General features: G+C 54.8%; 19 protein-coding genes. 10 read left to right on the top strand and 9 right to left on the bottom strand.

What is annotated here, in order from left to right; all coding sequences use genetic code 11:
- Positions 1-25: 25 nt before the first annotated feature.
- The 10 genes from ABWV33_RS15710 to ABWV33_RS15665 all read left to right on the top strand — a co-directional run bounded on the left by ABWV33_RS15710 (position 26) and on the right by ABWV33_RS15665 (position 9,841).
- Positions 26-538 carry a flagellar basal body-associated FliL family protein gene (locus ABWV33_RS15710; RefSeq protein WP_113823569.1) on the top strand — a complete coding sequence of 171 codons (513 nt, stop codon included), beginning with the start codon at positions 26-28 and terminating at the stop codon, positions 536-538.
- Positions 539-547: 9 nt separating this feature from the next.
- The gene (locus ABWV33_RS15705) at positions 548-976 is read left to right on the top strand and encodes a hypothetical protein (protein WP_113823568.1); all 429 of its coding nucleotides are present in this window, start codon (positions 548-550) and stop codon (positions 974-976) included.
- The gene (locus ABWV33_RS15700) at positions 976-1,581 is read left to right on the top strand and encodes a MotE family protein (RefSeq protein WP_353332108.1); all 606 of its coding nucleotides are present in this window, start codon (positions 976-978) and stop codon (positions 1,579-1,581) included. The genes ABWV33_RS15705 and ABWV33_RS15700 overlap by 1 nt, the downstream gene beginning before the upstream one ends.
- Positions 1,582-1,604: 23 nt before the next feature.
- Positions 1,605-2,474 carry a flagellar motor stator protein MotA gene (motA, locus tag ABWV33_RS15695; protein ID WP_113823566.1) on the top strand — a complete coding sequence of 290 codons (870 nt, stop codon included), beginning with the start codon at positions 1,605-1,607 and terminating at the stop codon, positions 2,472-2,474.
- On the top strand, positions 2,471-4,651 hold the full coding sequence (locus ABWV33_RS15690) for a hypothetical protein (RefSeq protein ID WP_353332106.1): 2,181 nt from the start codon (positions 2,471-2,473) through the stop codon (positions 4,649-4,651). Before motA ends, ABWV33_RS15690 begins: the two co-directional genes overlap by 4 nt.
- Before the next feature lie 96 nt (positions 4,652-4,747).
- Positions 4,748-5,488, top strand: coding sequence for a transglycosylase SLT domain-containing protein (locus ABWV33_RS15685; protein ID WP_353332104.1), 741 nt, complete (start codon positions 4,748-4,750; stop codon positions 5,486-5,488).
- Positions 5,489-5,494: 6 nt separating this feature from the next.
- A complete protein-coding gene (flhA, locus tag ABWV33_RS15680; RefSeq protein WP_353332102.1) occupies positions 5,495-7,585 on the top strand; it encodes a flagellar biosynthesis protein FlhA in 2,091 nt (696 codons plus the stop codon).
- Positions 7,582-8,355, top strand: a complete 774-nt coding sequence (locus ABWV33_RS15675; RefSeq protein WP_353332100.1) for a flagellar biosynthetic protein FliR — start codon at positions 7,582-7,584, stop codon at positions 8,353-8,355. The genes flhA and ABWV33_RS15675 overlap by 4 nt, the downstream gene beginning before the upstream one ends.
- Complete coding sequence (flhB, locus tag ABWV33_RS15670; protein ID WP_113823561.1) at positions 8,352-9,434, top strand: flagellar type III secretion system protein FlhB; 1,083 nt, start codon at positions 8,352-8,354, stop codon at positions 9,432-9,434. Before ABWV33_RS15675 ends, flhB begins: the two co-directional genes overlap by 4 nt.
- Positions 9,431-9,841, top strand: coding sequence for a hypothetical protein (locus tag ABWV33_RS15665; protein ID WP_353332098.1), 411 nt, complete (start codon positions 9,431-9,433; stop codon positions 9,839-9,841). Before flhB ends, ABWV33_RS15665 begins: the two co-directional genes overlap by 4 nt.
- Before the next feature lie 55 nt (positions 9,842-9,896).
- On the opposite strand, the gene ABWV33_RS15660 is transcribed toward ABWV33_RS15665, so the two are convergent.
- The 9 genes from ABWV33_RS15660 to ABWV33_RS15620 are packed head-to-tail and all read right to left on the bottom strand — an operon-like array spanning position 9,897 to position 14,458.
- Complete coding sequence (locus ABWV33_RS15660; RefSeq protein ID WP_353332096.1) at positions 9,897-10,403, bottom strand: flagellar basal body-associated FliL family protein; 507 nt, start codon at positions 10,401-10,403, stop codon at positions 9,897-9,899.
- Between the two features lie 10 nt (positions 10,404-10,413).
- Entirely contained in the window at positions 10,414-11,148 is a 735-nt protein-coding gene (flgH, locus tag ABWV33_RS15655; RefSeq protein WP_113823558.1) for a flagellar basal body L-ring protein FlgH, read from the bottom strand.
- A complete protein-coding gene (gene flgA / locus ABWV33_RS15650; RefSeq protein ID WP_353332093.1) occupies positions 11,148-11,564 on the bottom strand; it encodes a flagellar basal body P-ring formation chaperone FlgA in 417 nt (138 codons plus the stop codon). The genes flgH and flgA overlap by 1 nt, the downstream gene beginning before the upstream one ends.
- Positions 11,564-12,349, bottom strand: coding sequence for a flagellar basal-body rod protein FlgG (gene flgG / locus ABWV33_RS15645; protein ID WP_113823556.1), 786 nt, complete (start codon positions 12,347-12,349; stop codon positions 11,564-11,566). Before flgG ends, flgA begins: the two co-directional genes overlap by 1 nt.
- 24 nt (positions 12,350-12,373) lie before the next feature.
- On the bottom strand, positions 12,374-13,087 hold the full coding sequence (locus tag ABWV33_RS15640; protein ID WP_353332091.1) for a flagellar hook-basal body complex protein: 714 nt from the start codon (positions 13,085-13,087) through the stop codon (positions 12,374-12,376).
- Positions 13,087-13,359: a flagellar biosynthetic protein FliQ gene (locus ABWV33_RS15635; protein WP_113823554.1), complete on the bottom strand. Its 273-nt coding sequence runs from the start codon at positions 13,357-13,359 to the stop codon at positions 13,087-13,089. The genes ABWV33_RS15640 and ABWV33_RS15635 overlap by 1 nt, the downstream gene beginning before the upstream one ends.
- A gap of 3 nt (positions 13,360-13,362) precedes the next feature.
- Positions 13,363-13,653: a flagellar hook-basal body complex protein FliE gene (gene fliE, locus ABWV33_RS15630; protein WP_113823553.1), complete on the bottom strand. Its 291-nt coding sequence runs from the start codon at positions 13,651-13,653 to the stop codon at positions 13,363-13,365.
- An 11-nt stretch (positions 13,654-13,664) separates the two neighbouring features.
- Positions 13,665-14,057: a flagellar basal body rod protein FlgC gene (gene flgC / locus ABWV33_RS15625; RefSeq protein ID WP_113823552.1), complete on the bottom strand. Its 393-nt coding sequence runs from the start codon at positions 14,055-14,057 to the stop codon at positions 13,665-13,667.
- Positions 14,058-14,068: 11 nt separating this feature from the next.
- A complete protein-coding gene (locus ABWV33_RS15620; RefSeq protein ID WP_113823762.1) occupies positions 14,069-14,458 on the bottom strand; it encodes a FlgB family protein in 390 nt (129 codons plus the stop codon).
- Between the last annotated feature and the right edge of the window lie 79 nt (positions 14,459-14,537).

Below are 14,537 nucleotides of genomic sequence, written 5' to 3'. Positions count from 1 at the left end.
TGCATGACGTTTGAAGAGGCGCAGAATGACCGATGCCACAATAGAAGACGAATTAGAGCCCCAGAAATCCAGTAAAACTGGTCTTTTCTTGGGTCTGGGCTTGGCGTTGGCGGGCGCTGGCGGCGGCTATTATGCCACCATTTCCGGGTTGATTCCTTTAGGGGAAAGTCACGCCACGAAGGCAGACAATAAAGACCCAGATTCGCATGGCTCAGCCATGGCGACGACAGCGGCTCAGGACATCGCGTTTGTCGACCTCCCTCCCATCATGATCTCACTCACAGGGGGCGGTGACCTTCGTCATCTGCGATTTCACGCTCAACTTGAAGTTGCTTCATCCGCGGCTTCCAACGTGGAAAAAATCACCCCACGGATCATAGATGTGTTGAATGGATATCTGCGCGCGCTTGAGTTGTCAGATCTACGGGACCCAAAATCACTTGCCCGCCTGCGGGGGCAAATGTTGCGCCGAGTCAGCCTCGTGGCAGGAGAAGGCAATGTCCGTGACCTTTTGGTCATGGAATTTGTCTTGAACTAGGAGAAAACTATGGAACTTATTGCAGATATTCTTCTGGTCGCGGGTGCACTAGGTGCCGGCATGTATTGCTTTGTGCTGGCACAGCGGCTGAAGCGATTCAATGATCTTGAAAAGGGCGTCGGTGGGGCCGTTGCGGTGTTGTCAGCGCAAGTTGATGATCTGACAAAAACACTGGCTGCGGCACGGGACTCGTCAACAACCTCGAATACAGCCCTGAGCGAATTGACGGACAAGGCTGAATCGGTGGCGCAGCGCCTAGAGCTGATGATGGCATCAATGCACGATGTGCCAGAAACGGTGCCCCCCACACCACCCTCTGCTCCAGCAGTTGAACCCGAAAAAGAAATCCCGGTCGAAGCTGGAATACCGTCACCACCACCTAAGCAATCAGGTGTTATGTTTGTTCGCCACGACCGGTCCCAGGCTGGGGCCGCATAATGAGCACAACCAAGACACCCAAGCGGCGACTGCAACCGCGAAGCAGCACGCTGTTGCTGATTGCCGGGCTAATGCTGACGTCTGCGGTCATCCGCATCTCGCTTGAGGCGGGACCCGCATTTGCGAAAGGAACCAGCGATGAAGCGATGCAGGCTGAAACGCAGCCCGAAAACACGCCAGGGACCCGGACCTCTTCTGCCGAATTTCAGCATCTTTTAACCCTGTTTCAAGAGCGTGAACGTGCCCTTGAAATGCGAGAGAAAGAGTTTGAAGACAGACGAATAGCCTTGGAAATTGCAGATGAAGCTTTGGAAAGAAAACTCGCGGCATTAACCGAAGCTGAACAGAAACTGCGTAAGACTTTGGCCTTGGCAGACGTCGCTGCCGAAGACGATTTAACCCGTCTGACCAAAGTTTACGAAAAGATGAAACCAAAGGAATCCGCCGCTTTGTTCGAAGAAATGGATTCAAGATTCGCAGCCGGATTTTTGGCGCGTATGCGACCCGAGGCAGCAGCCCAGATCATGGCCGGTCTCAGCCCCACTGTCGCCTATACAATCAGTGTGGTTTTGGCCGGTCGAAACGCATCAGTCCCCAAGAATTGACCATGAGAAATCGGAGATAGAAGATGATAGGAATTGTCGGAATCGTAGTGATCTTCGTCATGGTTTTCGGTGGGTATCTTGCTGCCGGTGGCAAGATGGCGATTATTTTCAAAACCCTTCCGTTTGAAATGATGATGATCGGAGGCGCCGCCGTTGGGGCCTTTTTGATCAGCAATGACATGGGTGGAATCAAACACACCACCAAAGACCTTGGCAAAGTTTTCAAAGGCTCAAAATGGAAGCCTGCGGATTACCAAGATCTGTTATGTTTGTTGTTTGCGCTGATCCGAATTGCGCGCGCAAATCCAATCGAGATTGAACAACACATAGAAGATCCAGATGGTTCCAGCCTGTTCTCAAAATACCCCAAGATTCTAAAGGACCGGGAAGCGGTCGAGTTAATTTGCGACACGATGCGATCGGCTTCGATGAACTATGACGACCCCCATCAGGTCGAGGAGGTTCTGGAAAAACGGATGGATGCCAATTTGCACCATGCCCTGCACTCCAGCCACGCACTGCAAACAGTCGCAGATGGCCTGCCTGCTCTGGGCATTGTTGCCGCGGTTTTGGGCGTGATCAAAACCATGGGCTCAATCGATCAACCCCCCGAAGTTTTGGGAAGGCTGATTGGCGGTGCCTTGGTTGGTACGTTTTTGGGTGTTTTCCTCGCCTATGGCTTGGTTGGCCCCTTTGCATCCAAGGTCAAATCGGTTGTTGAAGAGGATAGCCATTTCTATCATTTGATCCGCGAAGTTCTGGTCGCAAACCTGCATCAGCATTCGGCCTCAATCTGTATCGAAGTTGGTCGTCAAAACACACCGGCCCACATTCGTCCTAGCTTCGCTGATCTCGAAGAAGCCTTGAAAACTGTGAAACAGGATGTCGCATGAAGTGGCTGGCTGGATTTTCTCTGCTCTTTGGGGTCTGGGCGGCGACCCTGCCCGCTCAGACGCTCAACGTGCGATCAGGAGAGCACGACACATTTACACGATTGGTCATCAAAATCCCGGTTGGTACAGAGTATACCCTTGAAAACGCTAAAAATACAGCGCAACTGAAACTGGCCAATCCCAAGCTTAAATTCGATGTCAGTAAGGTGTTTTCCCGCATTGGGAACAACCGGCTCGCCGGCATTCAAGACGAGGGTGACAACGGCCTGAACATGACGTTTTCCTGTGATTGCGAGGCAGCGGCGTTTGTTGATGCGCGGAATCTTTTGGTTGTGGATATCAAGTCCAGGCCGGAAAATGCCATCGCGCAAGTTGCAGAACCTCTGTCCTTGATCAGCGAAAGAGCCGGCCGGATCAGCCGCATTCAAACCCGAGAGGTGCAAGATGATCCAACCCTTCGTCTGCCCACCCCCGGAACCGTGCCTGCGGCCCCCCTTCAGCACAATTCCCTGACTGAAGAACGCTTACTGTCAGAACTTGGCCGCGCTGTGCAGCAAGAACTATTGGTCAGTGACATTCCAAGTGACCCGCGTTTGGCACAGTTGGTTCTGGACCAAGCCCCCACACCCTCTGCAACTGCGCTCACACCCAAAAACTATGCGGTGACCACAGTGATAGATCGTGATCTTGGGTCTGCTTTGTCCTTGTCGCAAGGGAGCACAGAACCCACGGACTGTCATCCATCTGATGAGTTGGATATCGGCAACTGGGGCAGTGATCAGGCGCTGTCCGAACACATCAGTACCTTGAGGTCCAAGTTATTCCGGGAATTCGATACCGTTGATCAGGCCACCGCTCTGCAACTGGCCAAATTCTATCTGCATTTTGGCTTTGGTGCAGAGGCAATTGTCATCTTGCAATTGGATCCGGGTTTAGCTGCTGATTACCCCTCTTTAGTAGCCTTAGGGCACATTCTGGACAATGGTTCTATTGGCTCCGTAAATCCGTTTGGCGGTCAGCAACATTGCACCCAAGACGTGGCATTGTGGGCGCTTTTATCTGAGCCCGATGTGGATTCAAAACTGGCGACAAAGGCCTTGCAACAAGCCTTTTCCCGGCTCCCGTCCCATTTGCGCACATACCTCGGCCCGCGGATCAGTGAAAGATTGGCAGACGCTGGCCATAAAGCCTCGGCCAAAGCTATTTTAAGGGCGATCACCCGAAGCGGAAAAACCGAGGCTCCTGCGGTGAAAATGGTCGAAGCCAAACTCGCCAATTTGGACGGTGACGCGGTCTCCTATGATGCAAAACTCAAAGAGGTCATATATGCCCCGTCAGACTCTGAGCAGGCTCCCAAAGCTCTCATAGCGGTCATTGAAAAGGCGTGGGAAACCCAGACCAGCGTATCGGCAAAAGAATCAGAACTGGCGGCTGCTTTTTCACTAGAATACCGAAAAGCCGACATTGGTCCGGCTCTGCGCAATGCACATCTGTTGGCCCTCGGCCTGGCCGGGGATTTTGACAAAGCGTTCGATCCCGACACGACGGATGAACCCGCCACAATGAGCCCCGAGGGGATCCAAACCCTTAATCGATTACTGCAATTGCTGTCTGACCGCGCCGACGATGTAACGTTCCTGCGGCATGCACTGCACGAAACCGATGTCAGGTCCAAACATGTCACGATTGAAAGCCGCAGCATGGTGGCGGAACGGTTGATTGAACTGGGGTTCGCAGAATCTGCTCTGGAGGTACTCGATAGATTGAATTCCCGCCACATCGGGAAACAACAACGCCTGTTGCGTGCCAAAGCTTCCCTACAGATACGCCGCCCCCATCGCGCCTTACTGGAATTGCTGGATATCACTGGTCCTGAGGCCGCACAGCTCCGCGCTCGTGCCTTAGAATTGAATGGAAATCTCCAAAAAGCAGGCGAGGAACTGTTGGCCGCAGGAGATCCGGATCAGGCTGCCCGAAATTTCTGGTTGTCCAACACCTGGGACCAAATACCGGAAGAAACCCAGTCAGAATATCCGATCTTGGCCACCGTCGCCACAAAACTGAAATCCGAAGACGATTGGGGCGGGCTGGCACCGTTAGAACAGGCGCGCGCCCTGCTCAAAGACAGTGAAAATACCCGGGGGAATGTCTCTGATCTGCTGGCGGTTCTTGAATAAAATATTGTTTACGCATGGTTCAGAGCAATTGCTTACCAAATGTCAATAAAGCGCACTTAGTCGTTGCTTTATAAATACTTACACCGGAGTCGCAGAATGCACTACTGGCCGATCGGTAAACTTGATCCCCCTGAGAATCAAGGCAAGCACTCAAGCCGCATTGTGACCCTCACAGTGGCACTTGCTGTGCTGTCTCTGGTCCCGAATGTTGCACGGTCAGCAAACAGGATATGCGATTCTGCCGCCACCAAAGCCGCGCAACAATTCGACATTCCCACAGATGTGATGCTCGCGATCACAAGAGTTGAAACCGGACGCTCAACCGACACCGGATTGGAGCCTTGGCCTTGGACCGTAAACATGGAGGGCAAGGGCCTTTGGTTTAAGTCCAAAGACACGGCGATGTCCTATGTTTTCAAAGCCTTCAAAGAAGGCAAGCGCAGCTTCGATGTGGGCTGTTTCCAGGTCAATTATCGTTGGCACGCCAAAGAATTTTCATCAATTGACGACATGTTCGACCCCACATTGAACAGTGAATACGCGGCGAAATTCCTGAATAAGCTGTTCCGCGAACATGGCAGCTGGACCAAAGCAGTTGGGGCCTATCATTCGCGCACGGAATCCCTGTCTGACATCTACCTGAGCAAATACGAACAGGTGCGCCAACAGCTCAACACCTCCCCTGCGCAGCCCCAAAGCGATATGCGGGTGGCCCAAGGCGGTTCAATTCTGTTGCACAGCACAGCCCCGCTGATTGGGGCGGGTCAAAGCACGCACGCCTCTCTTGTTCCCCTGACCCAGACAAAGGGTCGACCTTCCCTGTTCCGGATGAAGTAGCCCCAAATGCCCAGAATTTCGGCCCAATCTCTGTTCAACCCAACAATCCTGCTGGCTTTGGCGCTGATGGCGGTCATTGTCATGATGATCCTGCCGGTGCCTGCGTGGATTTTAGATGTTGGCCTTGCCGCCTCTTTTGCCCTCGCGGTCCTGATTTTCACAGTGACCCTGTTTATCGAACGCCCCTTGGATTTTTCCGCGTTCCCAACAATCTTGCTCGCCTCGCTCATGTTGCGCCTGTCGCTCAACGTGTCCTCAACCAAGTTGATCATCGGCCAAGGCCACACTGGTCCAAATGCAGCCGGCAACGTGATCGAAGGATTCGCACAATTCGTCATGGGCGGCAGCGTTTTCCTAGGGCTCGTAGTTTTTGGCGTCCTGCTGATCGTCAATTTCATGGTGATAAACAAAGGCGCGACCCGAATGGCCGAGGTCGGCGCACGCTTTGCCCTGGACGCAATGCCGGGCAAACAGATGGCCATCGATGCAGATATGTCTGCGGGCGCAATTGATCACAACCAAGCACGGGACCGCCGCGAGACTGAACAACAAGAAACAACCTTTTTCGGCTCGCTTGATGGCGCATCAAAATTTGTAAAAGGCGACGCCATTGCCGGCCTGTTGATCACATTGTTGAACCTCGTGATGGGCTTGATCATGGGTATCGTTGTCCATCAAATGCCAATCGGCGCGGCGTTCGAAACCTATGCTATTCTCACGGTCGGGGATGGATTGGTCTCGCAAATCCCAGCTGTGATCATTTCCATTGCCTCTGCGCTGCTCCTGGCGCGCGGGGGGACACACGGCGCAACGGACACCGCCATTTTCGATCAACTTGGTCGCCACCCTGCCGCACTTGGCACCGTTGCCATTCTGATGGCGTTGTTTGCCTTGGTTCCCGGGTTGCCCTTTATTCCCTTTATTATTGGCGCGATCACATTGGGCGGGGCCTCCTACTACGTCCATATGCGGGCGTTGGAACGCGCCGCTCAAGAAGAGATGCCCGACGACGCTCCCTCCGATCATCCCAGTTCGCGCGCCTTGGGCGATATCCTCGACCTTGATGATGTGCACCTTGAATTTGCACCAGACCTCGTTGGCATGGTTCTGGATCCCGGCACTGGACTGGATGCCCGCATTGCTAATATGCGGACCCACGTGGCCTCGGCCTTTGGGTTGATCCTGCCCGATATTCGACTCACCGATCAGGCCGAATTGCCCACCGGGACCTATCTGATCCGGGTCCAGGGCGTGGAACAGGTCCGGGGCGTTTTACACCCCGATCTGATCCTAGCACTGATGCCAGACGGACCCGATATCCTGCCTTCAGGAACCGATGTAACCGAACCAGTTTACGGCGCACCTGCGCGCTGGATTACCCCCAAAGACCAAGAAGATGCCGCCCTGTCAGGGGCGACATTGGTGTCCCCTCCGGAAATCCTCGCCACTCACCTGCTCGAAGTAATCAAACAAAACTTTGGCCGCTTGTTGACGCTAAAATCCCTGCGCCGATTGCTGTCTGAACTCACACAGCTCAGCGACCCTGCGCGTGCCGAGGCAAACCGAAAGCTGTTGGACGAGCTGATCCCTGACAAGGTTCCGATCGACACCCTACACTCGGTCTTACGCCTACTCTTGGATGAACGGGTTTCGATCCGAAACATGCCCCTGATCCTGGAAACCATCGCCGAGGCCCGTCTGACTGTCACCAATCCCGAAGCCATTTGTGAACAAGTCCGGCAACGATTGGGGTTCCAACTGGTTGCAGAGATGAAGCGTGAAGATGGCAGCATTCCTTTGGTCCAGCTCGCACCTGAATGGGAGGAAACCTTCCTCAGCTACCAAATCGATGGGGTGCAGGGCGGTCTTGATATCGCACTGCCTCCGGATGTGTTCAATCGGTTGACCAATGGCATCTCTGATCGATTGTCACTGACTGCGGAACAGGGCTTGTTCCCGGCCCTTGTCACCTCAAGCAGGCGCCGACGCTTCCTGCGCACGATCATGCGCGCCCGTGGGATTTCCAACCCTGTCCTCTCGTTCGAAGAAATCGGCATCGAAGCACATCCCGCATTGGTCGGGATGGTTGCTGCATGATCCAACTGCCGCCCGGATTGATTGAAACGCTGTCCGCCGAAGTCATCGGCGTCTTTTTGGTGTTTCTCCGGGTGTCGGCGATGTCCTCGTTGCTGCCCGCCTTTGGCGAACGCACCCTGCCCGTACGGGTGAAGCTTGCTGTAGCGAGCGCCTTTACGCTGATCATTTCCCCTGCCGTCCAACCGGCATCAACGTCTCCCGATCTTACCCAATTTGCAGGGCTCGTGTTGACCGAGATCCTGATCGGCCTCGCCTTTGGAATTGGGGTACGGCTGTTCATCCTTGCCTTACAAACCGCGGGATCTGTTGCTGCGCAATCGACCTCGCTTTCGCAAATTCTGGGCGGTGCTGCGGTCGAACCAATTCCCGCGATGGGGTATGTTCTCGTTATGGCAGCCCTAGCACTCGCCGTTGCCGCAGGCTTGCACGTGCGGGTCGCTGAATTCCTGATCCTCAGCTATCAACTGCTTCCAATGGGAACAGTGCCTGCCGCCCCTGATTTGTCCTATTGGGGCGTGCGCCGCATTGCCGATGCCTTTGGGTTTGCAGTCGGATTGGCCGCTCCCTTCTTGATCATCTCGCTGATCTACAACTTGACACTTGGCGTCATCAACAGGGCCATGCCGCAATTGATGGTCAGCTTTGTGGGTGCGCCGGCCATTACCATGGGCGGCATGCTCATGCTTCTGGTCTCCTTTCCGGTCATGCTGTCTGTCTGGGCAGACGCCCTGTTTGGATTTTTCCAGGATCCTCTTGGGTTAATTCCATGAGCAATGACGACGATACCGATAAGTCATTTGACCCAACGCCAGAGAAACTCCGAAAAGCCCGCGAAAAAGGCGAAATTGCCAAATCGGCTGACCTGTCGGTGGTTGCAGGATATGCCGGCCTTGTTCTGGGCCTCATCATTGCGGGCCAATCGGGGATTTTCGATTTTGGCACTGCGCTGATGATACTGATTGATCAATCCGATCAGATCTCTGATCTGGTTTTCGATGGATCCCCCAGCGCGCCTTTTGGAGGGTTTTTTGCCCAAATCGCGCTGTCCTTATCCCCGATCTTTGTCCTCCCCGCCTTTGCGGTCATTATAACGATCATAGCGCAACGGGCCTTCGTTGTGGCCCCCACGAAACTGAAACCCAAGCTGTCGCGGCTGTCCATTATATCAAATGCAAAGAACAAATTCGGACGCTCCGGTTTGTTCGAATTCGCCAAAAGCTTTTCAAAGCTCCTGATTTATTCGTTTTGTCTCGGCCTGTTTCTGCGGGCAAATCTGCCAGACATCGTGGCGTCCAGCAGTGTTGATTTGCGACTGTCCGCCACGCTGATGATGACCTTGTTGATCCGGTTTCTGTTCATCGTGGTGGCAATTTCGCTTGTCATCGGGGGTATCGATTACCTGTGGCAATATCACGAGCATCAGCGCAAAAACCGGATGTCTCGCAAAGAAATTCAAGATGAAACCAAAGATTCCGAAGGCGATCCGCATATGAAAAATCAGCGGCGTCAGCGCGGGCAGCAAATCGCAATGAATCAAATGATGGCGGATGTCCCGGATGCAGATGTGATTATTGTTAATCCGACCCACTATGCCGTCGCGCTCAAATGGGCCCGCACACCGGGCACCGCACCGGTCTGTGTCGCCAAGGGTGTTGATGAAATTGCCGCCGCCATTCGAAAATCAGCACAAGAGGCCGGCGTGCCGATCCATTCCGATCCCCCCACCGCTCGGGCGTTGCATGCCAGTGTCGAGATCGGTGAGGAAATCCTCGAAGACCAGTTCCGCGCTGTAGCCGCCGCGATCCGGTTTGCCGAAGCAATGCGGCTCAAGGCAAAGTCCCAGATATGAAACAGGCAAACGCACTCTTTCAACTGAACCAGATCGCCGAAGCGCAATATCTGCGTGAATTTCAGAAAATCCAGGCCGCGCTCGAAGCCGAGGCGCAGGCGCAACGCCGTCTCCAGCAGCTGGATGACCAAACAGTACAGGCAAATCAAACCTTGGAAACCGGCCATGCCCTAGCGAATATCGGGGCGGACGTGGCCTGGCAAAAATGGGCCGCGCAAACCCGCGAGCAACTGATGCACAAATTGGCGCATGCGCGCGCGCGACGGTTGCAGGAAATGGACAAGGTTCGCGTGGCTTTTGGCCGCAAAGAGGCGCTCCAATCGTTAGACAAATCCGCCCGACAGGCCGCCGCTGTACGCCGCCGCCGTAAGATGCAAGAAACCCTTCTGAGTAGTGCCCTGAAATAACAAAAGGACGCGCCCCTCAGGGCACGTCCTTTTGTTGGCTCTCATAATCGGCGGATCAGTGCGTATCTTGTCGCGCGATGTCTGAAATGAGCACACCGTGGATTTCATCCCCCATTTCCCGCTTTGCCACTTCGGACAAAGCCCCACGCAACACCTCTAGGTTTTCCGGGCGCGTGAATGCACCGTTGAAACCCCCCATATTTGCGTGATCAAAAAGCACCTGCAGAAAAGCATCCCGCAGCTTTGGCTCCTTGGCATAGAACGCATCACTGTTGCCCGGCGTTGCCTCCAAACTCAGAGACACCGTGACCAAACCCTCCACTCGATCCTGCGCCACAAGCGGCACCACGAACTGTTTGGTCAATCTCAGGTAATCATTCTCTGTCACATCTTCATGAGATGCTTCAGCCTTTGTCTCGTGCTCCGCCGCGTCGAGTTCGGCGTCCTCATGGCTTTGGTCTCCTTCGGGCACCTCGGGCGGCTTGCCGCCCATCATGACACCCGCCCCGACGCCTGCACTAAGGCCAACTAAAAGGAAAACAATTGGGAGTAACTTTTTCATGCCTTTGTCCTTAGAACGGCAGAATGGTGTCTAGCACCTGCTGGCCATAACGGGGTTGCTGAACGTCGGTGATCTGACCACGTCCACCATAAGACACACGCGCCGACGCGATCTTGTCATAGGTGATTTCGTTCTGACGCGAGATATCTTCGGGGCGCACAAATCCGGACACCAACAGCTCTCGCAATTCGAAATTCACCCGCAGCTCTTGTGAACCCGAAATCGACAAAACCCCATTGGGCAGAACATCCACCACCGTCGCAGCCACCCGCAGCGTCAGCTTTTCCTTGCGTTTCACCGACCCTTTGCCCGCGGTTTTGCTAGTTGAATCAATCTCTACCGCATCGGCCATACTGGCCCCGGCAGGCAGGCTTTCGTCGATCCGCTGAGGAACCCCAAACAGGTTGGGCACACCCAAACTCTCGGATCCGACACGCGAGCGGGCAGTGTCATTTGAAATCTCGGCCTTTTCGTCGATTTCAATCACCACGGTCATGATGTCACCCTTCTTAATTGCGCGCCGATCGCCCAACAGAGACCCCTGACCGGCGCTCCACAACGATGCCTGATCCACGGATCGCTGCGGCTGGCTGTGCAACGGCAGACCGGGCCACAACATGGCAACCTGCTCGGGCGATTCTGTTGTTGGGGTAAAGCTTGGCGGCTTGCCTAGATGATCCAACCGTCCACATGCACTTATGGCAAACAAGGTGATCAGAAGGGTTTGGGAATAAGCAATTTTCATCAATGCACCTCAATTGCGCCATCTGACCGGATACGGCCTGTGACTGTTGAACGAGAAGTCAGGTTCATCGCGCGGATTACATCCCCCTCAGATCCACGCCCCAAGGCGCGTCCTTCGGTTGAAATGCTCAAGCCGCCGCGATCGAAAATAAGGGTCACCAGATCGTTCCTGCCGATGATGGCCGGAGGACCGACATCGCCGAATCGAATGGGGCGCCCGGGGTACAGCGCAACACGGGCCTCTTGCCCGACCACATCGGCCAGATCCGCAATCGCGCCATCGACGGTCGCCGTTTTTAGCACAACATCTTCGGCCGAGATGATTTGTTTGGCCCGGATCGTCCGCGCAGGCACCAGTATTTCGGCCCAAGCAGGCACCGCAAGACACAACAGTAAGGAAAGAAACACCCGTTTCATCAGCGGACCTGCGTGGTGGCGCTCATCATCTGGTCCACTGCTGAAATCACCTTCGCATTCATTTCATAGCCACGTTGCGCCTCGATCAACTCGGTCACTTCGCGCACCGCGTCCACCGAACTGTCTTCCAGATACCCCTGTCGCAAGGTGCCCAAACCGTCCTCGCCCGGGGTTGCCACCACAGGGGCGCCCGATGCTTCGGTTTCCTTGAACATATTGCTGCCAATTGCCTCTAACCCTTTGGCATTGGAAAAACTGGCCAGCGTGAATTGCCCCAACAATTGCCCTTCGGAATTGTCATCAAAATAGGCATAGACCTCACCCGCAGGGTTGATCGAGATCTGTCGCGCATCACTGGGAATGGTGATTTCAGGGGCCACCGTGAACCCGTCTGACGTAACCACCAGCCCCTCGGCAGACCGCTTCAGGCTGCCATCGCGGGAATAGGCCGACTGCCCAGACGGCAAGGTGACCTCCAGATAGCCGCGTCCTTCGATGGCAACGTCCAGATCGCTGCCGGTTTCAGACATCGCCCCCTGCGCCAAATGCATCGAAATGGCCGCCGGACGCACCCCAAGCCCCAACTGCACACCGGTCGGCAACACCGTGCCATCCGCCGCATTCACCGTCCCGGCGCGGGACATCTGTTGATAATGCAAATCGGCAAATTCAGCCCGCCGGGCATTGTACCCAGTGGTGTTCATATTCGCGAGGTTGTTCGAAATCGTTTCGACCCGCAGCTGTTGGGCCGTCATGCCGGTGGCGGCAATTTTCAGAGCACGCATATGGTGCCTCCTTCTCTCTGTGGGTTAACGCATCAAGTTCTTGACCGCATTTCGGATGCGCTCATCTTCGGTTTTCAGGAAACTCTGCCCCAGCTCATAGGCCCGCTGGATTTCGACCAAACGCGACACCTGCTCGATGGCATTCACGTTCGACCCTTCTAAAAACCCTTGCATCACTTTGGCCTCAGCGGTCGCTTCAACCCCATCCTCGGCGCGAAACATAACGCCACCTTCGCGGATCATGCCGCCGGGATTGTTGGGCCTGAACACCCCAACCTGCCCGATCAACCGTCCATCAGCGCTGATGGTTCCGTCACTGGCGATATGAATTGTCCGTGCATCGGGTGGCACAAAGATCGCCGCTCCATTGCTGTCCATCACACGATAGCCTGACAGGTTGACCAGATTGCCAGCAGCATCAGGTGTGAAACTGCCCGCGCGGGTCAATCGATCGCCCGAATCCGTATCCAGCATAAAGAAACCTTCGCCCTCGATCGCCAAATCGAACTTGGCATTGGTCTGGTTCAGAACGCCTTGCTGCAAGTTGGTATTGCGCACCTCGGCCCTCGCCATCGACAAAGACGGTTGGTTGCGCGCCTCTTGGATGTACTCGGAAAAAACCAACCCCTCTTGGCGATACCCTGTAGTACTTGCGTTGGCGATATTGTTGGCCACCACCCGGATTTCATTCATCAATCCGGACTGGCGTGAAAGGGTCGCATAACTCGCTGATTCCATTAGAAACCTCCGGAAATTATAGGAATGATTGTGGTTTGAAAGAACGACACGAGGGTCTGCGTCATGAACCCCATCGACACCCAGAACACGATGATGATCGCGGCCAATTTGGGCACAAACGTCAGCGTCATTTCCTGAATCGATGTCAGGGCCTGAAACAAACCGACCGTCAGACCCGTGACCAGTGCAACCGTCAGAATCGGGATTGAGATGATGACCGCAATCCACAACGCCTGACGCAGAGTGTCATAAAACAGACCTTCGCTCAGCATGGATCAGACCGGCATCCGCAGGATTTCTTGGTAGGCCTCGACCACCTTATTCCGCACAGTGACGGCGGTCTCGACCGCCAGTTCTGTCTGCGCCAACGCTTGCACCAAAGCATGTGGATCGGCCTTGCCCACCATTGCGGCCTGCGCGGCTTGTTCACCCTGTTGTAGGGTCGTCGCGAAATCATGAAACGTGTTGCGCAGACCTGCTGTCACCCCTTCGTGGGTGGGGTCAACTTGGGTGGCCGAGCGGGCCGAAGTATAGCTTTGTGCAGCTGAGAGAGAGCGGATATCCATTCTGGTTTCCTTTATTTACGTAGAAGATCCATCAGGGACGACGACATTTGCCGTGCCTGATCGAACATTTTGAGATTGGCCTCGTAGCTTCGCTGCGCTTCGCGCGCGTCCGCGATCTCGATCATCAGATCCACATTGGATCCCTCGAAATGACCACTGGCATCGGCCATCGGATGTGCCGGGTCATAAATGCGTGTCAGGTCGCTGCGGTCCAAATTGACCTTGCCGGTCTGCACTGTGGTGGTGCCATTCATCCCCTCGCGCACAGCCTCAAACGGAACCGTTTTCCGGCGGTATCCGGGCGTGTCCGCATTCGACAGGTTTTCCGAGACGTGGCGCAGACGCGTGGCTTGAGCCCGCAGTGCACTCGCTGAAACGTTTAGTGAATTTCCAAAATCGCTCATCAGGCTGCTCCTCAGGACGCGTTGATGCTGGCGCGCAGCAGTTTCATTGATGATTTGTAGATCGCCAACGCGCGGTCATGCTGACGCTTGACCTCGACACCTTTTAGCATCTCCTCTTCGACCGAGACGCTGTTGTTGTTGGGATCGCTGGGCAAGTTGGGCGTGTATTCGGCCCACTGCATCTGCCCACTTTGCAGACCATTCAGATGCCCGGCACGGGTGGACTGCATTCCGGCACGCGGACGCTCTTGCAAATAGGTGCTGGCAAACGGCTCGATCTCGCGAGCCTGATATCCAGGCGTATCGGCATTCGCCATGTTTTGGGAAACGACGGATTGCCGTTTTCCTGCATGTGTTGCCATGGCGTACGCCATCTTAAAGACGTTCAAGTCAGAGAACATCGGGGCTTCTCCCTCGATTGATTTCAACCAAGGCTTAACCCCGATTCCTTTAAAAACTGTTTTCAAGAAATTTGTGGAG

The sequence above is a fragment of the Phaeobacter sp. NW0010-22 genome (assembly GCF_040365955.1).
In the GTDB taxonomy this organism is placed as follows: domain Bacteria; phylum Pseudomonadota; class Alphaproteobacteria; order Rhodobacterales; family Rhodobacteraceae; genus OMPR01.
Note: the sequence above shows the minus strand (reverse complement) of the source record. Positions and strands in the feature narration are given on the sequence as shown.